The 21,941-nt window shown below is 69.1% G+C and carries 24 protein-coding genes; 13 read left to right on the top strand and 11 right to left on the bottom strand.

Annotated elements, in window-relative coordinates:
- Positions 1 to 61: 61 nt before the first annotated feature.
- The 3 genes from ABSY19_RS16225 to ABSY19_RS16215 form a co-directional block, all read right to left on the bottom strand.
- Positions 62 to 1,216 carry an ABC transporter substrate-binding protein gene (locus tag ABSY19_RS16225; protein WP_382153389.1) on the bottom strand — a complete coding sequence of 385 codons (1,155 nt, stop codon included), beginning with the start codon at positions 1,214 to 1,216 and terminating at the stop codon, positions 62 to 64.
- A gap of 178 nt (positions 1,217 to 1,394) precedes the next feature.
- Positions 1,395 to 2,834, bottom strand: coding sequence for an alpha/beta hydrolase (locus ABSY19_RS16220; RefSeq protein WP_382153387.1), 1,440 nt, complete (start codon positions 2,832 to 2,834; stop codon positions 1,395 to 1,397).
- Positions 2,835 to 3,019: 185 nt separating this feature from the next.
- Complete coding sequence (locus ABSY19_RS16215) at positions 3,020 to 4,714, bottom strand: FAD-dependent oxidoreductase (RefSeq protein WP_382153384.1); 1,695 nt, start codon at positions 4,712 to 4,714, stop codon at positions 3,020 to 3,022.
- A gap of 53 nt (positions 4,715 to 4,767) precedes the next feature.
- Here ABSY19_RS16215 and ABSY19_RS16210 point away from each other — a divergent pair, with 53 nt between their 5' ends.
- Positions 4,768 to 5,283, top strand: coding sequence for a MarR family winged helix-turn-helix transcriptional regulator (locus tag ABSY19_RS16210; protein ID WP_382153381.1), 516 nt, complete (start codon positions 4,768 to 4,770; stop codon positions 5,281 to 5,283).
- Here ABSY19_RS16210 and ABSY19_RS16205 read toward each other — a convergent pair.
- Positions 5,255 to 6,241 (bottom strand): Bug family tripartite tricarboxylate transporter substrate binding protein, encoded by a 987-nt coding sequence (locus tag ABSY19_RS16205; protein ID WP_382153378.1) that lies wholly within the window; start codon positions 6,239 to 6,241, stop codon positions 5,255 to 5,257. The two genes, ABSY19_RS16210 and ABSY19_RS16205, sit on opposite strands and share 29 nt — an antisense overlap.
- A 90-nt stretch (positions 6,242 to 6,331) precedes the next feature.
- A complete protein-coding gene (locus tag ABSY19_RS16200) occupies positions 6,332 to 7,420 on the bottom strand; it encodes a tartrate dehydrogenase (protein WP_382153375.1) in 1,089 nt (362 codons plus the stop codon).
- Between the two features lie 112 nt (positions 7,421 to 7,532).
- Here ABSY19_RS16200 and ABSY19_RS16195 point away from each other — a divergent pair, with 112 nt between their 5' ends.
- From ABSY19_RS16195 to ABSY19_RS16180, 4 genes are all read left to right on the top strand, one after another.
- Entirely contained in the window at positions 7,533 to 8,459 is a 927-nt protein-coding gene (locus ABSY19_RS16195) for a LysR substrate-binding domain-containing protein (RefSeq protein ID WP_382153372.1), read from the top strand.
- Positions 8,460 to 8,582: 123 nt separating this feature from the next.
- Complete coding sequence (locus tag ABSY19_RS16190; RefSeq protein ID WP_382153369.1) at positions 8,583 to 8,942, top strand: hypothetical protein; 360 nt, start codon at positions 8,583 to 8,585, stop codon at positions 8,940 to 8,942.
- 109 nt (positions 8,943 to 9,051) lie between these two features.
- The gene (locus tag ABSY19_RS16185; RefSeq protein ID WP_291116867.1) at positions 9,052 to 9,324 is read left to right on the top strand and encodes a hypothetical protein; all 273 of its coding nucleotides are present in this window, start codon (positions 9,052 to 9,054) and stop codon (positions 9,322 to 9,324) included.
- Positions 9,321 to 9,740 carry a hypothetical protein gene (locus ABSY19_RS16180; RefSeq protein WP_382153367.1) on the top strand — a complete coding sequence of 140 codons (420 nt, stop codon included), beginning with the start codon at positions 9,321 to 9,323 and terminating at the stop codon, positions 9,738 to 9,740. Before ABSY19_RS16185 ends, ABSY19_RS16180 begins: the two co-directional genes overlap by 4 nt.
- Here the strand turns inward: ABSY19_RS16180 and ABSY19_RS16175 are convergent.
- Positions 9,700 to 10,104, bottom strand: coding sequence for a RidA family protein (locus ABSY19_RS16175; protein ID WP_382153364.1), 405 nt, complete (start codon positions 10,102 to 10,104; stop codon positions 9,700 to 9,702). The genes ABSY19_RS16180 and ABSY19_RS16175 overlap by 41 nt on opposite strands.
- A gap of 146 nt (positions 10,105 to 10,250) precedes the next feature.
- Between ABSY19_RS16175 and ABSY19_RS16170 the strand changes: the two genes are divergently transcribed.
- Positions 10,251 to 11,192, top strand: a complete 942-nt coding sequence (locus ABSY19_RS16170) for a LysR substrate-binding domain-containing protein (protein WP_382153361.1) — start codon at positions 10,251 to 10,253, stop codon at positions 11,190 to 11,192.
- Between the two features lie 93 nt (positions 11,193 to 11,285).
- Positions 11,286 to 11,633, top strand: coding sequence for a DUF1428 domain-containing protein (locus ABSY19_RS16165; protein WP_382153358.1), 348 nt, complete (start codon positions 11,286 to 11,288; stop codon positions 11,631 to 11,633).
- Between the two features lie 10 nt (positions 11,634 to 11,643).
- Here ABSY19_RS16165 and ABSY19_RS16160 read toward each other — a convergent pair whose 3' ends face one another.
- From ABSY19_RS16160 to ABSY19_RS16140, 5 genes are all read right to left on the bottom strand, one after another.
- Entirely contained in the window at positions 11,644 to 12,069 is a 426-nt protein-coding gene (locus ABSY19_RS16160) for a hypothetical protein (RefSeq protein WP_382153355.1), read from the bottom strand.
- Complete coding sequence (locus ABSY19_RS16155; protein WP_382153352.1) at positions 12,066 to 12,761, bottom strand: Bax inhibitor-1 family protein; 696 nt, start codon at positions 12,759 to 12,761, stop codon at positions 12,066 to 12,068. The genes ABSY19_RS16160 and ABSY19_RS16155 overlap by 4 nt, the downstream gene beginning before the upstream one ends.
- 54 nt (positions 12,762 to 12,815) lie before the next feature.
- Entirely contained in the window at positions 12,816 to 13,574 is a 759-nt protein-coding gene (locus ABSY19_RS16150; RefSeq protein ID WP_382153348.1) for a TerC family protein, read from the bottom strand.
- Between the two features lie 80 nt (positions 13,575 to 13,654).
- Complete coding sequence (locus tag ABSY19_RS16145) at positions 13,655 to 14,014, bottom strand: hypothetical protein (RefSeq protein WP_382153345.1); 360 nt, start codon at positions 14,012 to 14,014, stop codon at positions 13,655 to 13,657.
- Between the two features lie 40 nt (positions 14,015 to 14,054).
- On the bottom strand, positions 14,055 to 15,257 hold the full coding sequence (locus tag ABSY19_RS16140; protein WP_382153342.1) for a Bcr/CflA family efflux MFS transporter: 1,203 nt from the start codon (positions 15,255 to 15,257) through the stop codon (positions 14,055 to 14,057).
- 509 nt (positions 15,258 to 15,766) lie between these two features.
- Here ABSY19_RS16140 and ABSY19_RS16135 point away from each other — a divergent pair.
- Genes ABSY19_RS16135 through ABSY19_RS16110 form a run of 6 tightly spaced genes read left to right on the top strand, consistent with a single transcriptional unit; the run spans position 15,767 to position 21,932 of the window.
- Positions 15,767 to 18,709, top strand: a complete 2,943-nt coding sequence (locus tag ABSY19_RS16135) for a monovalent cation/H+ antiporter subunit A (RefSeq protein ID WP_382153339.1) — start codon at positions 15,767 to 15,769, stop codon at positions 18,707 to 18,709.
- On the top strand, positions 18,709 to 19,053 hold the full coding sequence (locus ABSY19_RS16130; protein WP_291116838.1) for a Na+/H+ antiporter subunit C: 345 nt from the start codon (positions 18,709 to 18,711) through the stop codon (positions 19,051 to 19,053). The genes ABSY19_RS16135 and ABSY19_RS16130 overlap by 1 nt, the downstream gene beginning before the upstream one ends.
- A 35-nt stretch (positions 19,054 to 19,088) precedes the next feature.
- Positions 19,089 to 20,771, top strand: coding sequence for a monovalent cation/H+ antiporter subunit D (locus ABSY19_RS16125; RefSeq protein ID WP_382163833.1), 1,683 nt, complete (start codon positions 19,089 to 19,091; stop codon positions 20,769 to 20,771).
- Positions 20,768 to 21,259: a Na+/H+ antiporter subunit E gene (locus ABSY19_RS16120; RefSeq protein WP_382153336.1), complete on the top strand. Its 492-nt coding sequence runs from the start codon at positions 20,768 to 20,770 to the stop codon at positions 21,257 to 21,259. The genes ABSY19_RS16125 and ABSY19_RS16120 overlap by 4 nt, the downstream gene beginning before the upstream one ends.
- On the top strand, positions 21,256 to 21,534 hold the full coding sequence (locus ABSY19_RS16115; RefSeq protein WP_291116828.1) for a K+/H+ antiporter subunit F: 279 nt from the start codon (positions 21,256 to 21,258) through the stop codon (positions 21,532 to 21,534). Before ABSY19_RS16120 ends, ABSY19_RS16115 begins: the two co-directional genes overlap by 4 nt.
- The gene (locus ABSY19_RS16110) at positions 21,531 to 21,932 is read left to right on the top strand and encodes a Na+/H+ antiporter subunit G (RefSeq protein ID WP_382153333.1); all 402 of its coding nucleotides are present in this window, start codon (positions 21,531 to 21,533) and stop codon (positions 21,930 to 21,932) included. Before ABSY19_RS16115 ends, ABSY19_RS16110 begins: the two co-directional genes overlap by 4 nt.
- Positions 21,933 to 21,941 lie beyond the last annotated feature (9 nt).

The following is a 21,941-nucleotide window of genomic DNA, read 5'->3' as shown; positions in this document are numbered from 1 at the left end:
TTGCGCAACACCATGCGCCAGGAAATGGAGCAGCGCTACGCGGCGATCCGCTGAGAAGGCCTCAGGTCCGCACCTTGCCGTCGCCGGTGAGCATCGACAGCTCGGCGAAGCTGGACGCCACGTGGTCGTTCGGGCCCAGCGAGACCTGGAAGCCGCCGAAGGATTGTTCGCCGATGGCCTCCATGCCGTTGATGAAGCTGTCGCGCGTGACCCGCGAGCCTGCGCGGCGCAGGCCTTCGCTGAACAGCCTCGCGGCCAGGAAACCTTCCATGCTGGAGAAGTTGGGCTGCACCTTGTTGCCGCCCTTGCCGATGGCTTCGATGAACTCGCGCGTGATCGGGCGCGATGCGCTGTACGGCGTGGGCACCACCTGTGAAACCACCACGCCCGCGCCGTCCTTGCCGAGTTCGTCGGCCAGGGCCTGCGTGCCGACGAAGGACACGTTGTAGAAGGTGCCACCGTAGCCCGCCGCGCGCGCGGCACGGATGTAGGCCGCGCACGACTTGTAGGCGCTGATCTGCACCACCGCGTCGGGCTTGGCCGCGTTGATGGTGGCCACGGCCTGCGCCACATCCACCGAGTTGCGCTCCACCGTGGCCGTGGCCACGGGTTTGAGGTTGCGCGCCGTCAGCGCGAGCACCGTGCCATCGAGGCCGGCCTTGCCGTAGGCGTCGTTCTGGTGGAACACCGCCACCTTGTTCAGGCCGAGGTTGGTGAGCTGGCGCACGATCAGCGCGGTCTCGTCGTTGTACGAGGCGCGCAGGTGGAAGGCGAGCCGGTTGAACGGCTGGCGCAGGCCCATGGCCCCCGTGAAGGGCGCGATGAACGGGGTCTGCGCCTTGGTCGCCAGCGGCAGCGCGGCCAGGCTGGTGGGCGTGCCGATGTAGCCGAACAGCGCGAACACCTCGCTGGCCAGCAGCTTCTGGGTGTTTTCGGCGCAGCGGTCCGGCTCGTAGCCGTCGTCGAGCTGCACGATCTCGATGCGCTGGCCGTTCACGCCGCCCTGGCCGTTGAGCTGGTCGAAAAACAGCTTGGCGCCGGCGTGGAACTGGATACCCAGCTGCGCCGCCGCGCCCGTGAACGCGGCCGACTGGCCGAGCACGATGCGGTTGCCCGACTGCGCCCGCAACGCGGGCGCGCCCAGCACGGCGGCACCGGCCACGAGGCCGTTGAAGTGGCGGCGCGAGAGGCCGGGCATGGGCGGGGAGGACTGCATGTGGGGCTCCGTTTATAGGTATCGAACGGGGGCGCCACACCAGGCGCGACCCCACGTTCCATCCTATCGAGTACCCCTCCCGGGTATGCCTTCACCGGGCGCTCGGATTCAACCGCTCATCGATTCCGGCGCCCCAGCCTCGGGTGCGTTGCCGCACCGAAGCTGGGGACACCCTCGCTCAGGGCGGGCAGACGCCGGGCAGCGCGCCCAGGATGGCGGGACGGAACAAGGACGCGGCGGAGCCGGCATCGTCCGGCCCGATGGTGTTGTCGGTGAACGTGCAGCCGTAGGTGGGGGCGGCCACGGTGGCCGGGGTGCTCACGTCGTCACCGGCTGGCGGCGGCCCGCCTTCGGCCCAGGCCACCATGTCCGAAAACGCCCGCACCTGCTCGGCCACGGTGAAATCGCAATGGCTCGCGCCCCGGATCGCACGCTGCACCAGCAGATTCCCGTTGCCCTTGGCCACCGCGCGTTGCCGGTAGATCTGCTGCATGCTGAAAGGCACGAACAGATCGCCCAGCGTGTGGATGGACACCACCGGCACTTTGAAGTCGCCGTGGATCGCCGGGATCCAGCGCAGGCCGTCGCGGCGAAGCCGGTTCGCGTCGGGCGCGGCCGTCAGCTTCTGCACCGAGGCGTTCAGGGCGGTGGAGTTCGGCACGTCGCCGTCGATCATGTAGGTGTAGGCGTTGGTGTCCAGCACGTTCTTGTTCAGGATGCCGTTGACCGTGCCATCGCTGCCAAAGACGCCGTAGGCCGACTGGAAGCTGCGGCCGAAAGCCACCCCCTGATCGAACAGCGGGCGATCGCCGCCGGTGAGGTTCTCCACCACCGACAGGTACCTCACGCCCAGCGGGTTGCTCGGCACGATGTTGGCGTTGTTGTAGGTGGTGAACAGGGCGGTGGTGACCAGGCCCTGGATCTCCGACCACTTGTTGGTGGGGTAACTCGGCACGCCCGCGATCGCCTGGGCCGCGACTTGCATGCCCGCGAAGCGGTTGAAGAGCTCGGCATCGCCCATCACGCCGCACATGGGCGCGGCGCCGTTGTAGCGAACCTTGTTCTTCGCCGTGGCGTAGGTCTCTTCTTCGATCGCGGCCCCGGTGACGTGCCCGCCCATGGAATGGCCCGTGATGTACAGCTTCGTGGGCGCCGGCAGCGGGCGGCCTCGGGCCGCCGCAATCTGGTTGAAGGCGAGCGCGAGCGCGTTGGTGTCCTCCACGCCCGCGCGCACGTCGTACGAGTTCTTCGAGTAGCTCGACGCGGCCCAGGCGTAACCGTTCTCGATCAGGTAGCGCCGGATCGTGGGCGCCGTGACGTTGAGCGTCGGCACTTCACCCACATAACCGTGCGCGTACATCACCAGCTTGCCGTTCCAGGTCGCCGGCACCTCGATCTGGTAGGACGCGCCATTGAGCACGCCGGCCCATCGGTCCGTGCCGACCGCCACGCCGGCCATGACGGCAAAGGTGGTGGCGCCCGGCGCGGCCGGTGTGTAGACCTTGCTGTCCTGAGCGCGGGCCTCTTCCGGAACCACCGGCGCGGGCGGCGCGGGCTCGTTGCCACCGCCTCCTCCACCACACGCCGCGAGCCATGCCGTGCCCGCCAAAACCGCCAAACGAAGTCTGATAGGTGTTTTCAAGCTTGTCTCCTGTCGTTGTAGGGAACCGATGCCTGCCCGCGCATGGCTGAGCAGGGAGACGGTTATGCGACTGGAGATCGCCCGAACCCATAGTGAATACCCGGTGCCAGTCGCCCAGGCGACGCGGGCCCCACCACCGGTCGGGCACCGCTTGCCAAGGCTCAGGTGCGTGCCACACGCGCCCAGAGGGCGGCGGCGTTCTCGGGCACGTCCGCGCCGCGCCAGGCAATGACCTGATCGGGCCGCACCAGCAGCAGGCCCTCGGCCAGCAGGTCGCCGCCCTCTTCGGCCTCCAGGCTCAACACGGCCACGTCCAGCCCCGCCGCGCGCCCGGCCTCGGCCAGGCGCGTGGCCTCGGCCCCTGCGTGGGCCGGCGCCAGCACCGTCCACTCGAAGCCCAGCAGGTCGTACAGCGAGCGCTCGCCCTCCAGCCAGCGGTGCGGCAGGCGCCCGCCCGGCTGGGTGGACGGGTGGTAGGCGTTGGCCTGGTCGGGCGGCACCCGGGCCGGGTCGCCGAACACGATGGGCGACGTGTCCACCCGTTCACCGAAGGTGACGCCGGGGATGTTGAACTCGCGCCGCACGTGCGCGCCCAGCACCTCGCTGGCCTGCGCGCGCAGGGCGTCGCCCGTGGCGCCCTCGGCCTCCAGCTCGGGCGTCACCTCGAACAGGCCCACCGAATCGGCGAACTCGCGCGCATAGGCCGTGTTGCGCAGGCCGATGGGACGGCGCTCCTGCTCGTAGCTGTCCAGCAGGGAGGCGTGCGCCTGCCCCTTCACCACCGCCGCGAGCTTCCAGCCCAGGTTCACCGCATCGCCCACCGCCGTGTTGTAGCCCAGGCCCCCGGTGGGCGTGAACAGGTGGGCCGCGTCGCCCGCGATGAACACGCGCCCGCGCTGGTAACGCTCGGCGACCAGCGAATGGCCCGCGATCCACACGCCGGTGGACAGCACCTCGAAGTCGATGTCCATGCCGCTGGCCTCGGCGAAGATGCGGCGCGCGTCGGCGTGCGTCCAGTCCTCCGGTGTCTCGTGCGGGTGCACGGCGGCGTGGAAGGCGAACTCGCCGCGCCCGTCCACCGAGGCCATGAACACGCGCCGCTCGTGGTTCACCGAGACGTACATCCAGGCGATGTCGTGCGGATACCGCTCGTAGAACGCCGGCGCGCGCAGGTAGATCGCGAACATCTTGCCGCCCATGAACTGGCGCTGCAGGCCGGTGGCACCGCCCATCTCGATGCCCAGCGCGCCGCGCACAGCGCTGCGCGCGCCGTCGGCCCCCACCAGGTAACGCGCCCGCACCGCGACCGCGCCACCGCCGGCGGCAGGCGCCACCTGCGCCACCACCTCGTCGCCGGTGTCGTCGAAGGATTGCAGCCGCCAGCCAAAACCGATCTGCCGGCCGGTGCGCTGCTCGGCATGCTCGCGCAGCACGGCCTCCACGTACTTCTGCGACACGCGGTGCGGCAGCTCGGCCGCGCTCCACGAACCGGCCAGGGTCTTGATCTGCTCGGTGGCCTGCGCGGCGGTGGGCAGGCGCAGGCGCGCCAGCTCGTGCCGCGCGAACCGGGTGAAGTAGGCGATGTCGGTCGGGTGGTCGCCGGGCAGGCCCAGCGCGCGGATCTGCCGCGCGATGCCGATGCGGCGGAAGTGCTCCATGGTGCGCGCCTGCGTGGCGTTGGCCTGCGGGTTGAAGGCCGTGGTGGCCTTGGGGTCCACCACCAGGCACGGTACATTGCGCAAGCCCAGTTCGTTGGCCAGCATCAGCCCGCAAGGGCCCGCGCCCGCGATCAGCACGTCCACCCGCAGTTCGCCGCATTCAGCCCGCGCCTGTTCCAGCGTCAAGAATTCCGCCACACCCGTCTCCATCGTCGATTTAATTAGGCAACCTAAGCAAATCCATTGTACGCATGAAAACCGAAACCCCTCAACCCCGGCGCCGCGCGCCCGATGCCTGGCGCCTGGGCAACGCGGGGCGCGTGCTGGGCAACGCCGTCACGCGCTTCGAGTCGCGCGTGCTCGAACTCATGGCCGCCGCCGGCCATGCGGACACCCGGCTCTCGCACGTGAACCTGACGCGCCACCTCGACCTGGAAGGCACACGCATCACCGAGCTGGCGCGCCGCGCCCGCATGACCAACGCCGCCATGACCGAGCTGATCGACCAGTGCGAAGGCCTGGGCCTGGTGCAACGCGAGGCGGACCCGACCGACAAGCGCGCTCGCATGGTCAAGTTCACCGAGGCGGGCCGCGAATGGCTCAAGGCCTTCGGCCTGGCGGTGAAGAAGGCCGAGCGCGAGATGCTGAAAGACATCGGCCCCGAAGCGGCGGAGGTGCTGCTGCGGGGCCTGGCGCGTTACGCGGGCACGGTGGAGTCAATCCGCGTGGGCGCTTTGCTCAGTCGATCACCACGTTCGCGTCCTTGACGAGCCTGGCGAACTTCTCGGTTTCGGCCTTGATGGTCTGCGCCATCTGCTCCGGGCTGTCGCCGATCGGGTCGGCGCCGATGTCGGCCATGCGCTGGCGGAACTCGGGCGACTTGATGATCTTCACCATCTCGCTGCTCAGGCGCGCCTGGATGTCCTTGGGCGTGGCCACCGGGGCCAGCACCCCGAACCAGGTGCCGATGTTGAAGCCCTTGAGGCCGGCCTCGTCCAGCGTCGGCACGTCGGGCAGCGCGGGCGAGCGCGTGGCGGTGGTGACGGCCAGCGGGCGCAGCTTGCCGGCCTTGATGTGGGGCAGCACCGGCGTGATGGTGTCGAACGACAGCAGGATCTGACCACCCAGCAGATCGGTCGCCAGCGGGCCGCTGCCCTTGTAGGCGATGTGCGTGAGCCTGGCGCCGGTGTTGTTCTGGAACTGCGTGCCGATCAGGTGCTGGGCCGTGCCGTTGCCGTTGGAGCCGTAGTTCGCCCGGGCCGGCTCGGCCTTGAGCAGGGCCACGAGTTCGTTCACGCTCTTCGCCGGCGTGGCGGCGTTGACCACCAGCACGTTGGGCACCATGGCAATCGTGGTGAGCGGCGCCAGGTCTTTCTGGAAGTCGTAGGGCAATTTCTTGTAGACACTGGTCGCGATGGTGTGGTGCACCGCGCCCACCAGCAGCGTGTAGCCATCGGGCTTGGCCTTGGCCACGAAGTCCGCGCCGATGGTGGCGCCCGCGCCCGGCTTGCTCTCGATCACCACCGGCTGCCCCAGGCTCTGCTGCAGCCGCTCGCCCAGCGCGCGGGCCAGCACGTCGGTGGTGCCTCCGGCCGGGAACGGCACGATGAGCGTGATGGGCCGGTTCGGCCAGGCCTGGGCCATGGTGCCGGTGACCGTCATGGCGGCGGCCAGGGCCACCCCCTGAAGGACGAGGCGGCGCGGGATGGGGCGGGCGTTCTGCATGTCTGTCTCCTGTTGCACGGTGTGCGTGTGAACCGCCGGACGAACCGTCCGGTCGTGGGCGCGGGATTGCGCCGGGAACCATCAAGGAATTCAGGCGGCCTTGCGCTGCAGGCTCGCGGTGAGCAGCTCGCACACGGCCTGCGTGACCTGCGCGGTGGTGGCCTTGCCGCCCAGGTCGCCGGTGTGCAGCGCGGGGTTGGCCGTGACCTGCTCGATGGCCTGCATGAGGCGTTGCGCCGCATCGAACTCGCCCAGGTGTTCGAGCAGCATCACGCAGCTCCAGAAGGTGCCGACCGGGTTGGCCACGCCCTTGCCCATGATGTCGAAGGCCGAACCGTGGATGGGCTCGAACATCGAGGGGTAGCGGCGCTCGGGGTCGATGTTGCCGGTGGGCGCGATGCCCAGGCTGCCCGCGAGCGCGGCGGCCAGGTCGCTCAGGATGTCGGCGTGCAGGTTGGTGGCGACGATGGTGTCCAGCGTGGCGGGGCGGTTCACCATGCGGGCCGTGGCGGCGTCCACCAGCTCCTTGTCCCAGGTCACGTCCGGGAACTCTTTCGCGATCTGCACCGCGATCTCGTCCCACATCACCATGGCATGGCGCTGGGCGTTGCTCTTGGTGATCACGGTCAGTTGCTTGCGGGGGCGCGACTGCGCCAGCTTGAACGCGAAACGCATGATGCGTTCTACCCCCGCGCGGGTCATCATGCTCACGTCGGTGGCGGCCTCGATCGGGTGGCCCTGGTGCACGCGGCCGCCCACGCCGGCGTACTCGCCCTCGGAGTTCTCGCGCACGATCACCCAGTTCAGGTCTTCGGCCTTGCAGCGCTTGAGCGGTGCGTCGATGCCCGGCAGGATGCGCGTGGGGCGCACGTTGGCGTACTGGTCGAAGCCCTGGCAGATCTTCAGGCGCAGGCCCCAGAGCGTGATGTGGTCGGGGATGTGCGGATCGCCCGCCGAGCCGAACAGGATCGCGTCCTTGCCGCGCAGCGCGTCCAGGCCATCGGCCGGCATCATCTCGCCGTGCTGGCGGTAGTAGTCGCCGCCCCAGTCGAAGTCCTCGAACTGGAAGCGGAACGTGTGGCTGGTGGCGGCCAGCGCCTCCAGCACCTGCTGGCCGGCGGGCACGACTTCCTTGCCGATGCCGTCTCCGGGAATGGTCGCGATCGCGTAGGTCTTCATAACGGTGTCTCTGATGGGGTGGGTCGATGGGTGGACTGTAGGGATTCGACGATCGACTGAAACACCGCTAAAGTGAATCCATCGTTAACCTGGATTCAACAATGAGACCGCCATGAGTTCCGCCATCCAGCCCGCCGACCTGGGCTTCTTCTCGGTGCTCGCCAGCGCCGGCAGCCTGAGCGCGGCCGCGCGCGAGCTCGGCATCACCACCCCGGCGGTGAGCAAGCACCTGGCGCTGATGGAGTCGCGCGTGGGCGTGGCCCTGCTCAACCGCACCACGCGGCGCATGAGCCTCACGCCCGAAGGCGAGGTCTACCTGCAGCACGCGCGCCGCATCCTCGGCGAGATCGACGACATGGAGGAGCTGCTCGGCGTCTCGCGCTCCACGCCCACCGGCCTGCTGCGCGTCAACGCCACGCTGGGCTTTGGCCGCAGCCACGTGGCGCCGCTCATCTCGCGCTTCGTGCGCAAGCACCCGCAGGTGGAGGTGCAGCTGCAGCTCTCGGTGAACCCGCCGCCGCTCACCGACGACGCCTTCGACGTCTGCATCCGCTTCGGCGCGCCGCCCGATTCGCGCATGATCGCGCGCCAGATCGCGCCCAACCGGCGCCTGCTCTGCGCCTCGCCCGCCTACCTGGCCCGACACGGCGTGCCCAAGGTGCCGCACGACCTCACCCGACACAACTGCATCGGCATCCGCCAGGGCGAGCAAGCGTATGGCGTGTGGCGCCTCTCCAGCGGGCGCGGCAAGACGGTGAGCACCGAGGCGGTGAAGACGCGCGGCAACCTCACCACCAACGACGGCGAGATCGCTGTCAACTGGGCGCTGGACGGCCACGGCATCCTGATGCGCGCCGAATGGGACATCGAGCGCTACCTGCGCAACGGGCGGCTGGTGCAGGTCCTGCCGCAGTACTTCACGCCCGACGCCTCCATCCACGCGGTCTACCCGCAGCGCCACCAGCTGGCCGCGCGCGTGCGGGTCTTCGTGGATTTCGTGGCGCTGGCCTTCACGCAGCAGGCCGCGGTGAGCAAGTAGGCGAAGAGGCGCGCGGCAAGTTCCTGGGGCGGCCCGATGCGGCGTCTCCCTCATGTGTGCATCGGCTTGCGGGCCGGCGCGCATAGACTGCCTTCACCTCCATCCAACGGGAAGGACCACACCATGGTGGCCAACGCGAACGCCGACGACATTCCCCCTGAACTGGTGCGGGCCATCCAGCAGACGCAGGTCGAGCGCGAGCGCGTGCGCCAGGCGCACCCCGAACTTTTCGCCGCGGTGTCGGGTGCCATGTTTCGCCGCGACCCCGTCGAGATCAACTACCACTTCAACACCGACGAGTACGACGCGGAAGCGGGCACGGTCATCCCGAGGCTGCGGGACTGCCAGTCCGCCCAGGAGGTGGCCACCGTGCTGCACGAGGAGTTCGTGCGCTGGTTCGGCGCGGAGACGGCCGGGCCGCGCGAGCGCTATCTCGAGCTGTCGCAAGACATCTGGGCGCTGTGGACGGCGCCCGCGACCTGACCGGCTGCACGGCAGCCAGGGTATCCAGCGGACGGCATTGCCTATATTCTTCGTCAGGGCCCGGCCGCGCCGCCGCCCGCCTTCCCCCTCAACGAAGCAGGAGACCCACATGATCGACAAGGCTCAGGCCGACATGGCCAAAACGCTCTGGGAACAATCCAAGGCGGCCGCCCAGCAGGCCCACGAAGCCTGGTGGATGGTGCTGAAATCCCAGAAGGCGCTGCTGGACTCCATGCGCGGGGTGGGCATGCCGTTCGAGGTGGCGGCGGACCAGTTCGAGAAGCTGATGCAGTTCCATGCCGAGCAGCACAAGGCCGCGCTGGACTACATGGACAAGATGTCCGTCGACTACGGGCGGGCCGTCGCCAAACAGAAGAAGTGACGCGGCCCGCCCTGCGGGCAACGTCCATCTGCGTCCTGACCCTGCTGCTGCTTGGCGGTGGGTGGCCCGCCCAGGCGGCGGAGCATCCCACCGACCTGCGCCAGTTCCTGGAGCGGCGCGAGGAATGCGATCACTGGCGCGGTGAAGCAGGCTACGACAAGGCGCGGCAGGCCGACATCGACCGCGGCGTGTGCCGCACCTGCACGGGCACGGACGCCGAACTCGCGCGGCTCAGGAAGAAGTACCGGGCCAACCCCGGTGTGATGGACGTGCTGGATGAGCTGGAGGACCGGATCGAAGGGCCCGACAAGGCCACCGCGACACGCTTCTGCCGCCGCATCCAGCCACAGAAACAGCCGCAGAACGACCGGCCGTTCAGCCCCCCTGGCCCTGCGGCAACCGGGCGATCACCTTGATCTCGAACTGGAAACCGTAGAGCCAGGTCACGCCGACGCCGGTCAGCGTGGGATGCGGCGCTTCGCCCCAGTATTCGGGCACGATGCCCCAGACTTTCCCGAAGTTCGCTTCGGGATCCACCAGGAAGACGGTCACGTCCACCACGTCGTCGAAGGTGCAGCCGGCGGCCTTCAGGATGGCGTTCAGGTTGTCGAACGCGCGGCGGACCTGCGCGTCCAGTTCGGGCTCGGGTGATCCGTCTTCCCGGCTGCCGACCTGCCCCGAAACGAACAGGAAGCCGTTGGAGCGGATCGCCGGTGAATATCGGTTTCTCTCGTAGAGCGCCTGCCGCCCGGCGGGAAAGACAACGTCGCGTGTGGCCATGGGTGGAATTCCTTCTTGACTGGGTCGAAGCGACCCGTTGATGCGATGAAGGGACTTTAGGGACGTCGGCCACGCAGATAAACAGGCCAGGCCAACAATCACTGTTTGCACAATCCAAACAATCTTTGAACCGTCAAGGAGCCTCGATGGACCGTTTCGATGCGATGCAGGCGTTCGCGCGGGTGGTGGAGACGGGCAGCTTCACCAAGGCCGCCGAGACGCTGCGCATGAGCAAAACCAGCGTGACGCAGCTGGTGCAGCAACTGGAAGCCCGCCTGCGCGTGAAGCTGCTCAACCGCACCACGCGCAAGGTCAACGTGACGGCCGATGGCGCGGCGTACCACGAACGCGTGGTGCGGTTGCTGGCGGACATGGACGATGCCGAAACGAGCCTGTCCAGCGCGTCGGCCTTGCCCAGGGGCCGCTTGCGGGTGGACGTGCCCAGCCCGCTGGCCCGCACGATCCTGGTGCCGGCACTGCCTGCCTTCCACGCGCGCTACCCCGACATCCAGCTCGACATGGGCGTGAGCGACCGCGTGGTCGACCTGATCGACGAGAACGTGGACTGCGTGGTGCGCGGCGGCGAGCTCAGGGACCAGTCGCTGATGGCCCGCCGCGTGGGCGATCTGCCGTTGGGCGTGTACGCCGCGCCGAGCTACCTGGCCCTGGCGGGCACGCCCACGCACCCAAGGGAGCTGGGCGGCACGCACCACCGCATCGTGGGTTTCATCTGGGCCCGCACCGGCAAGGCCGTGCCCTACGCCATGCACCGGGACACCGAACGCGTCGAGGTGCAGGGCCGCCACGTGCTCTCGGTCGACGACGGCAATGCCTACCTCGCCGCCGGCATCGCCGGACTGGGCATTCTCTGGCTGCCGCACTACATGGCGCGCGAGCCGCTGGCGCGCGGCGAACTGGTTCCCCTTTTCGACGGCTGGCGGCTCGACCCGATGCCGCTGTACGTGGCATTTCCGCCGAACCGGCACGTCAGCGCCAAGCTGCGGGTGTTCATCGACTGGATCGTCGACCTGATGGCCGAGCACGCGCCGGTCGGCGCACCCCAAAAATTGGGCGCTGACAGACGGTAGGACTGTCGATCTCCCCGGGCCTGATTCGTCGTAAGGTCAGGTGAGGCGTTTGGGCGCCTGCCTTCCCTTGTTCCCTACCCCAGGAGATTCAGCATGAAATACATCGATGGATTCGTGGCCGCCGTGCCCAGCAACAAGCAGAAGGAGTACCTCGAACACGCCCGCCTGGCGGCCGTGGTCTTCAAGGAGTTCGGCGCGCTGAACGTTGTGGAGACCTGGGGCGACGACGTGCCCGACGGCAAGCTGACCTCGTTCCCCATGGCCGTGCAGCGCAAGCCGGACGAAACCGTGGTCTTCTCCTGGATCACCTGGCCCTCGCGCGCCCAGCGCGACGAGGGCATGAAGAAGTTCATGGAAGACCCGCGCGTGAAGGACATGAAGATGCCCTTCGACGGCCAGCGCATGATCTACGGCGGCTTCGAGGTGATCCTCAACGCCTGACCGCCTGCGCTCAGGCACCTGCCGCGCAGTGCCGCGGCAGGAAGTCCACCAGCCACTTCATCTGCGCGGCGTCGTGCGCGTCCACGCCCTCGAGCACCAGCACGCCCTGCGCGTCGCCGGTGGGCGCCACGCGCACCGCGTGGCTGCCGGTGTTGGCGTCCTTCTCCACCACGGCCACGGAGCGCCGCAGCGCCACCTGCACCGGTTCGCGGTCGCGCAGGAAGCGCCTGGCCTGGGCCTGCAGCACGCAGCCCGGCAGCAGCTCGTAGTGCCAGTGGTGGTCGAGCTGGCGCCGGTGGCCCAGGTGGTGCATGGCACCCAGGGCCTTGTTCAGCTCCATGTCGTGGCTGAGATGGAGCGCGCCGTCCTCGCTGGGGTAACCGTCGGCGCAGGCCGCCAGCAGCGCGGCCAGCGCCAGCAGCAGCCCCCGCCTCACTCCTCGCGGCCGCCGGCGATGCCCAGCAGGGCCAGCAGGCTCTGGAAGATGTTGAACAGGCTCAGGTACACGCCCAGGGTGGCGGTGATGTAGTTGGTTTCCTCGCCGTCGCGCACGCGCTTGAGGTCGTACAGGATGAAGGCCGAGAAGATGCCGATGGCCAGCACGGAGAGCGTGATCATGAGCGCGCCGGACTGGATGAACACGTTGGCGATGCCGGCCACGAGCAGCATGATCATGCCGATGAACAGGAACTTGCCCATGTTGCCCAGGTCGCGCTTGATGACGGTGGACAGCGTGGCCATGCCGAGGAAGATCACGCCGGTGCCGGTGAAGGCGGTCATGATCAGGCCCGCGCCGTTGGCCAGGCCGAGCACCGAGCCGATCAGGCGCGAGAGCATCAGGCCCATGAAGAAGGTGAAGGCCAGCAGCACGGGCACGCCGGCGGCGGAGTTCTTGGTCTTCTCGATCGCGAACATGAAAGCGAAGGCGCCGCCCAGGAAGACGGCGATGCCGAGGAAGCCGGTGAGCGGCGCGGTGATGCCGGTGACCACGCCGAGCCAGGCGCCCAGCACGGTGGGGATCATGGAGAGCGCGAGCAGCCAGTAGGTGTTGCGCAGCACGCGGTTGCGTTCAACGGCAACGGCCTGGCCGGCGGCGGCGGGGGAAGAGAGGTCGAGATGCGGGTTCATGGGGGTCCTTGAGAAAAGCAATGGAAGGGTGAGTGAGAGAAAAAGAAGTGGTGTTCAGGTGCCCTGGCGCGCGGCCAGGGCCTGCCGCTTGGCGCGGGCGCGGATGTTGAGCGCCTCGACCGCGAGCGAGAAGGCCATGGCGGCGTAGATGTAGCCCTTGGGCACTTCGCGGTCGAAGGCCTCGGCGGTGAGCGCCATGCCCACCATGACCAGGAAAGCCAGGGCCAGCACCTTGACGGAGGGGTGGGCGTCCACGAAATTGCCGATCGGCCGGGCCGCCACCAGCATCACGCCGACCGACACGACCACGGCGGCCACCATCACGCTGATCTGGTCGACCATGCCCACGGCGGTGATGACCGAGTCGAGCGAGAACACGATGTCGATGATGGCGATCTGGCCGATGATTCCCCAGAACAGCTTGCTGCCCGCGGCCTTGAGCTCGGCGCTGTCGGTCGCGGCCGGGCCGTGCTGCTCGCGCGCCTCGACCTCGACGAAGATTTCGTGCGAGGCCTTGTAGAGCAGGAACAGGCCGCCCAGCAGCAGCACGATGTCGCGCCCGCTGATGCCCTGGCCGACCACGGTGAACAGGTCGGCCGTGAGCCCCATGACCCAGCTCAGCGTGAACAGCAGCGCCAGCCGCGAGAGCATGGCAAAGCCCAGGCCGAGGCGGCGGGCCTTGTCGCGCAGGTGCGGTGGCAGCCGGCCCACGAGGATCGAGATGAAAATGATGTTGTCGATGCCGAGCACGATTTCGAGCGCGGTGAGCATCGCGAACGCGATCCAGACATTGGGGTCGGTGAGCAGTTCCATGGAACGGGGCGCCAGCGGCCTGGCGAAAAAAGGGGACACCTGGGCGCCGGAGCGGCCTCAGGGCCGCGCGGCGGAAACGGTCAGGCGAGGGCGAGCTGGCCGCGCGGCGGTCGCTGGAGCCCGTCGAGCACAGGCGGCGTGAGGTCTGGCGCCGGGGGCGGCGACGGTGTGCGCAGGTGTTCGCCCGGGCCGGAGGTGGCGATGGGCGCGTCCAGGCACTCGGGCAGGTCGGCCTGGGCATCGGCCAGGCCGTGCTCGGGCCAAGGGTCGGCGCTCAGGCCGTCGTCGGGCGTCGGCTGGACGGCAGCGACCACCTCGATCACCAGGCTCTGCGCGTGGCTGGCCTGAACGGCCTCCACCCCATGGGAAGGCCCGAATGCCCACGCACCCACACTCAGGAAGAGGTGCAGGGCGAAGACGGCGGCAAGCCAAGGGCGCATGGTCGGGCCAGTATACCGGCGCCCCTGTTCGAGCGTGTGATCAGCCGGCCGCCGGGCGGGTGGCCTGGCCGCGCTGCAGCAGCGCCATGGCCACGGCGGCGCAAGCCGAGAGCGCGAGCATCAGCCAGCCCAGGTTCACCGCGCCGTCGTGCGGCACCAGGCCCACCACGAAACCGCCCACCGCACCCATGAGCTGCTGCATCAGGCCGGCCACGGCGGCGGCCGCGCCCGCCAGCGCCGGCAGCAGGCCCACGGTGCCGATGAGGGTGGGCGGCACCAGCAGGCCGTGCCCCATGCCCAGCAGCAGCAGGGGCAGCGAGAGGGCCAGCGGCGTGTCCACCCCGGCCAGCGCGAGCGCGAGCATGAGGCCGATGCCCAGCAGCGAGCTGCCCTGCCCCAGGCGCATCACGGTGCGCTCGCCGATGCGGTGCACCAGGTGGGTGGTGAGGTAGTTGCCGACGATGTAGGCCAGCGGCACCAGCATGATGTGGTACCCGATGCCCGCCGGGCCCACGCCGTAGCTGCCGAGCACGATGGGCGCGCCCGCGAGGAAGGCGTAGAAGGTGGCGGTGGTCATGGAGAGCAGGGCCACGTAGAGCAGGAAGCCGGGCGCGCGCGCGAGTTGCGCGTAGGACGAGGCCATGTCGCGCAGCCAGTGCGTCTGCTGCGGTTCGGCTGGGGCGGTGTGGTCGGGCAGGCCGCGCCAGGCGGCGATGAACAGCACGAGGGACAGCCCGGTCAGCAGCACGAAGTTGGCCTGCCAGCCCAGGCGCACGTGCAGCTGCCCACCGATGATGGTGGCCAGCGGCGGGACCAGGCCCATGGCCATGCCGATGTAGGCCATGACGCGGGTGCGCTCGGGGCCGTCGAACAGGTCCTGCACCATGGCGCGGCCGACCACCATGCCGGCGGCACAGCCCGCGCCCTGCAGCACGCGCGCGGCGGTGAGCATGAGCAGATCGCCCGCGAGCGCGGCCAGCAACGAGCCGAGACCACCCAGGGCAATGCCGAGCAGCAGGATCTTCTTGCGCCCGAGGCGGTCGGACAGCGGGCCATACAGCAGTTGCAGGCCGCCATAGGCCACCACGTAACCGCTGAAGGTGAGCTGCACCGCGGCCTGGCTGGAGCCGAAGATCGCACCCCACTCCTGCATCGAGGGGATGCAGATGGTCATGGCCAGCAGGCCGAAGGCGAGCTGGGCGACGAGGTTGGCGATCAAAGGGCCGTGGCGGGGGGCGGTCATGCGTCTGGGTCTTGGCGGGGCAACCGGGCATGGTGCCATAAAGCTTCTCGCCTCTGCGTGGGCAAGGTCGGGTGGTCCGGTCATTCGGCCGCTGGCCGCTCGCGGGCGTCTGCCCGGGTCCGCACACACCCGTGTGTCAACACCGTGTCTGGTCCACGCCCTCTGTGGCAACCGCGAATGGGGCCAGCGCCCGAATGCCCAAACCACCCGCCCCAGAAATGATGTTGGCAAGCAAGGCTGGCATGCACAGGTGTGTTGCGGAACGGGGGTGGGGACCGCCTGCGCAGGCCCCCATTCGCGGTTGCCACAGAGGCAGAGTGCCCGCCCGGTGTTGGCGAAGGGTTGCAGGCCAACCCGGTCAGGCGCCCGCGAGCAAGGCCGGAGCCGGCGGTCCCCACCCCCGTCCCGCCGCGAAGCAGCCGAGCGCAAAGAGAGAAAAACCCGCAACACACCCCCCACGGGGGAACCCTCGAGGCCCTGCAAACTCATGCCACTAAACTCGAAGCCACATGCACGTCTCCCTGATCTTCCTCGTCGCCCTCCCCTTCGTGGGCAGCCTCATCGCTGCGCTGCTGCCCGCGAACGCGCGCAACACCGAATCCACACTGGCCGGCGCCATCGCGCTCTTCTGCACCGTGCAGGCCGCGATGTACTTCCCTGAAGTCGCCGCCGGCGGCGTCATCCGGCAGGAATTCGTCTGGCTGCCCTCCCTCGGCCTGAACTTCGTGCTGCGCATGGACGGCTTCGCGTGGATGTTCTCCATGCTCGTGCTCGGCATCGGCTCGCTCGTGGTCCTGTACGCGCGCTACTACATGTCGCCCGACGACCCCGTGCCGCGCTTCTTCTCCTTCCTGCTCGCCTTCATGGGCGCCATGAGCGGCGTCGTCCTCTCGGGCAACCTGGTCCAGCTGGTGCTGTTCTGGGAACTCACCAGCCTCTTCTCCTTCCTGCTCATCGGCTACTGGCACCACCGCCGCGACGCGCGGCGCGGCGCGCGCATGGCCCTCACCGTGACCGGCGCGGGCGGCCTGTGCCTGCTGGCCGGCGTGCTCGTGCTGGGCAACATCGTCGGCAGCTACGACCTCGACGTCGTGCTGCGCGCTGGCGACGTGGTCCGCGCCCACCCGCTCTACACCACCGCGCTCATCCTCATCCTGCTCGGCGCGTTCACCAAGAGCGCGCAGTTCCCGTTCCAGTTCTGGCTGCCGCACGCCATGGCCGCGCCCACCCCGGTCTCGGCCTACCTGCACTCGGCCACCATGGTCAAGGCCGGCGTGTTCCTGCTGGCGCGGCTGTGGCCGGTGCTCGCGGGCACCGACGAGTGGTTCTGGATCGTCACCTGCTCGGGCCTGATCACGCTGCTGATCGGCGGCTTCGCGGCCATCTTCCAGAACGACCTCAAGGGCCTGCTCGCCTACTCGACGATCTCGCACCTGGGCCTGATCACCACGCTGCTGGGCATGAACAGCCCGCTGGCCGCGGTGGCCGCCGTGTTCCACATCATCAACCACGCCACCTTCAAGGCCTCGCTGTTCATGGCGGTGGGCATCGTCGACCACGAGGCCGGCACGCGCGACATGCGCCGCCTCTCGGGCCTGGCCCGCTACATGCCGGTGACCGCCACGCTCACCGTGGTGGCCGGCGCGGCCATGGCCGGCGTGCCGCTGCTCAACGGCTTCATCTCCAAGGAGATGTTCTTCACCGAGGCCGTGTTCGTGAGCGCGGCGCCCTGGTTCCAGCGCCTGCTGCCCACGGCGGCGGTGATCGCCGGCATGTTCAGCGTGGCCTATTCGCTGCGCTTCACGGCGCGCGTGTTCTTCGGCCCCGACACCTGCGCCAACCTGCCGCGCGTGCCGCACGAGCCGCCGCACTGGATGCGCGTGCCGATCGAGGTGCTGGTGCTGGCCTGCCTGGTGGTGGGCATCGTGCCGCAGTGGTCCATCCAGCACATCCTGGGCACGGCCGCCTCGCCGGTCGTGGGCGGCACCCTGCCCGAGTTCGACCTGGCCGTCTGGCACGGCTTCAACCTGCCGCTGTGGATGAGTTTCCTCGCGCTGGCCGGCGGCATCGTGCTGTACCTGCTGCTGCGCAAGCCCCTGCAGAGCGGGCGCATCCTGCGCGCCCCGCTGGTGGGGCTGTTCAACGGCAAGCGGCTGTTCCACCACACCATGGCCCGGCTCACCGCCGCCGCCCGCAGCGCCCTGCGCCTGCTGGGCACGCGGCGCCTGCAGCCGCAGCTGTTCCTGCTGGTGCTGGTGACGGTGGTGGGCGCGGTGGCCGCGTTCCGCCTGGCCGTGCCCAACCCGGTGCTCTCACCCGGCGATCGCACGCTGCTGCCGTTCTCGCCCATGTTCGCGCTGCTCTGGGTGGTGGGCGTGGGCGCAGCCATCGGCGCGGTCTGGCAGGCCAAATACCACCGGCTCACCGCGCTGGCGCTCATGAGCGTGTCCGGCCTCACCACCGTGATCACGTTCGCCTGGTTCTCCGCGCCCGACCTCGCGCTCACGCAGCTTTCGGTCGAGGCGGTGACCACGGTGCTGATCCTGCTCGGCCTGCGCTGGCTGCCCAAGCGGCTGGAGGTGCAGGACGCCCGCGAACCGCTGTGGGACCGCGCCAAGGCCAAGGCCCGGCGCTCGCGCGACCTGCTGCTGGCGCTGGCCGCGGGCGCCGGCATGACCGGCCTGTCCTACGCGGTGATGACGCGCGACTTCCCGCAGAGCATCTCGCCCTTCTTCCTGGAGCGCGCGCTGCCTGAAGGCGGCGGCACCAATGTGGTCAACGTGATGCTGGTGGACTTCCGGGGCTTCGACACGCTGGGCGAGATCACCGTGCTGGGCATCGTGGCGCTCACGGTGTACGCGCTGCTGCGCCGCTTTCGCCCCGCGCCCGAGAGCACCGAACTGCCGCCGCAGCAGCTGGCCCTGCCGGCCGACCTGGACACCGACCTGGTGAACCCGCAGCTGGCCGAAGACACCGCGCAGGGTTACCTCATGGTGCCGGCGGTGCTGGTGCGCCTGCTGCTGCCGATCGCGGCGGTGATCGCGGTCTACCTCTTCATGCGCGGCCACAACGAACCCGGCGGCGGCTTCGTGGCCGGGCTGGTGCTCTCCACCGCCTTCATCCTGCAGTACATCGTCTCGGGCACGCAGTGGGTGGAGGCCAACATGCAGCTGATGCCGCAGCGCTGGATCGCGGCCGGCCTGCTCACCGCCACCGCCACCGGCCTGGGCTCGTTCTGGTTCGGCTACCCGTTCCTGACCACGCACACGGCCCACCTGCACCTGCCGCTGCTGGGCGACATCCACGTCGCCAGCGCGCTGTTCTACGACATCGGCGTCTTCACCCTGGTGGTGGGCGCCACCCTGCTCATCCTCACCGCGCTGGGCCACCAGTCGGTGCGCGGCCACCGCCAGGCCAAGGTCGAGCAGGAAAAAGAAGAAGGAGCCTCCTGATGGAACTCGTCATGGCCATCGCCATCGGCGCCCTCACCACCTGCGGCGTGTGGCTGATGCTGCGCCCGCGCACCTACCAGGTCATCATGGGCCTGTGCCTGCTGGGCTACGGCGTCAACCTGTTCATCTTCAGCATGGGCCGGCTCTCGGTGGACAGCGAACCCGTGCTCACGCCCGGGCTGGAGGCCACGCTGCTGCAGTACGACGACCCGATGCCGCAGGCCCTGGTGCTCACCGCCATCGTGATCGGCTTCGCCATGACCGCGCTGTTCCTGGTCGTGCTGCTCGCGCAGCGCGGCTTCTTCGGCAATGACCATGTGGACGGACAGGGGGACGCGGAGTGACGGGAGGCTTGATCCAGTCGATCACCGCGGCGCTCATGCCGCACCTGATGATCGCGCCCATCCTGCTGCCGCTGGTCACGGCCTGCCTGCTGCTGTTCGTGGGCGACCGGCGGCACCGCACCAAGGCCACCATCAGCCTGAGCGCCACCGTGATCAACCTGGCGGTGGCCGTGGCGCTGCTGCTCTGGAGCAAGCAGGGCGAAGGGCCGAGCGCGTTCGGCGTCTATTTGCCCGGCAACTGGGACGTGCCCTTCGGCATCGTGCTGGTGCTCGACCGCCTCTCGGGCCTGATGCTGCTGCTGGCCGCGATGGTGGCGCTGATGGCGCTGCTGTTCGCGCTGGCGCGCTGGCACAAGGCCGGCGCGCACTTCCACCCGCTGTTCCAGATCCAGATCATGGGCCTGAACGGGGCCTTCCTCACCGGCGACCTGTTCAACCTGTTCGTGTTTTTCGAGGTCATGCTGGCCGCGTCCTACGGCCTGCTGCTGCACGGCTCGGGGCCCTCGCGCGTGAAGGCCGGTCTGCAGTACATCTCGATCAACCTGGCCGCGTCCTCGCTGTTCCTGGTGGGCGCCTCGATGATCTACGGCGTGACCGGCACGCTGAACATGGCGGACCTGGCCGCGCGCATTCCGGACGTGGCCTCGGCCGACCGCGCGCTGCTGCACACCGCCTGCGCCATCCTGGCCGTGGCCTTCCTCGCCAAGGCCGCCATGTGGCCGCTCAACTTCTGGCTGGTGCCGGCCTACTCCAGCGCCAGCGCGCCCTCGGCGGCGATGTTCGCGCTGCTCACCAAGGTGGGCATCTACGTGCTGCTGCGCCTGTCCACCCTGCTCTTCTCGCCCGAGGCCGGCCATTCGGCGGGCTTCGGCAGCGAGTGGCTGGCCTGGGGCGGCATGGCCACGCTGGCCTTCGGCGCCATCGGCATGCTGGCTTCGCAGCGGCCCGCACGGCTGGCGGGCTTCTCGGTCATCGTGTCCTCGGGCACGCTGCTCGCGGTGCTGGGCTTCGCGCGGCCCGAGCTCACCGCCAGCGCGCTGTACTACCTGCCGAGTTCCACCCTGGCGGTGGCGGCCTTCTTCCTGCTGGCCGAGCTCATGGACCGCTCGCGCACCGACCCCGCGAGCCAGCGCGCGCCGGAAGACGAAGAGGACCACCTGCCGTTCGCCCTGGCCGACCTGGAAATCGCCAGGACCGCCAACCTCGACGAAGACGAAGAGGTGCTGATCGGCCGCGCGATCCCCGCGACCACCGCGCTGCTGGGCCTGGCCTTCATCTGCTGCACCGTGCTGGTGGCCGGGCTGCCGCCGCTCTCGGGCTTCATCGGCAAGTTCGCCATGCTCTCGGCGCTGCTGCCGCTGCAGAGCGGCACACCAGCGGTGAGCGCGGCGAGCTGGACGCTGATGGTGCTGGTGATCACCTCCGGCCTGTTCGCGCTGGTGGCGCTCTCGCGCACCGGCATCCGGTTCTTCTGGGCACCGATGGAGCGCGGCGGGCACATGCTGCGCGTGGCCGAGTACGTGCCCATCGCGGTGCTGATCGGCCTGTGCGTGCTGTTCACGGTGCGCGGCGAGGCGGTGATGCGCTACACCGCCGCCACCGCGAGTTCGCTGTACCACCCACGCGGCTACATCGACGCCGTGTTCTCGGCCCAGCCGCTGCCCACCCCCACCAACGCCGAGCGCCTGGGCGTGCCCGTGCCGGAGAAGCAGCCATGATGCGGCGCCTGTTCCCCGCCCCCCTGCTGTCGCTCGCGCTGGTCGCGCTGTGGCTGGTGCTCAACAACCCCTACAGCCTGGGCCAATGGCTCATGGCCCTGGTGCTGGGCTTCGCGGTGCCGCTGCTCACGCAGTCGCTGCGCCCGACGCCGGTGCGCTTCAGCCACCCCTGGGTGGCCGTCAAACTCTTTCTGCGCGTGGGCGTCGACGTGATCGAATGGAACTGGCGCGTGCTGCGCGGCACGCTGGGCCGCGGCGAGCACATGCCGCAGGGCGGCTTCATCACCGTGCCGCTGGACCTGCGCGACCCCAACGGCCTGGCGGTGCTGGCCGCCATCATGTGCGTGATCCCGGGCACCATCTGGTCCGAGATCGCGCTGGACCGCAGTGCGCTGCTGGTGCACATCTTCGACCTCAAGGACGCGCCGCACGAGATCGCGCTGATCAAGCAGCGCTACGAGCGTCCCCTGATGGAGATCTTCGAATGAGTCCCTTCCTCTTTGGCGCCATCGTCTTCGCGCTGGCCTGTTACGTGCTCGCCATGGCGCTGGGCCTGCTGCGCCTGTACCGCGGCCCCTCGGCGCAGGACCGCGTGCTCGCCATGGACCTGATCTACACCATCGGCATGCTGGTGCTCATGGTGCTGGCGATCCGCTACCGCAGCGCGATGTACTTCGAAGCCGCGCTGCTGATCGCCGTCTTCGGTTTCGTGAGTTCGGCTGCCATGGCCAAGTTTTTGCTGCGCGGCGAGGTGATCGAATGATGATGCCGGCCGGTGTCTCGCTCTGGGCCGAAATCCCGGTGGCGCTGCTGCTGATCCTCAGCGGCATCTTCACGCTCACCGCCGCCATCGGTGTGGTGCGCTTCAAGACCTTCTTCCAGCGCATGCACCCGCCCGCGCTGGCCTTCAGCTTCTCGGCCTGGTGCGTCACCCTGGCGAGCATCGTCTACTTCTCGGCGCAGGACGAACGGCTCTCGCTGCACGCCTGGCTGATCATCATCTTCCTCTCGCTCACGGTGCCGGTGACCACCATCCTGCTGGCGCGCACCGAGCTGTTCCGCCGCCGCATCGGCAACCCGGGCACGGGCGAGATCCCGCCCTCGCTCAGCCACGTGGTGCCCCGGCCCACCGACGGCGACGAAGCGCGCGCCAGGGACTGAGCGCGGCGG

The sequence above is a fragment of the Hydrogenophaga sp. ANAO-22 genome (assembly GCF_042466645.1).
GTDB lineage: Bacteria > Pseudomonadota > Gammaproteobacteria > Burkholderiales > Burkholderiaceae_C > Hydrogenophaga.
The sequence above is the reverse complement of the archived record's forward strand: the minus strand, read 5'-3'. Positions and strand labels throughout refer to the sequence as shown.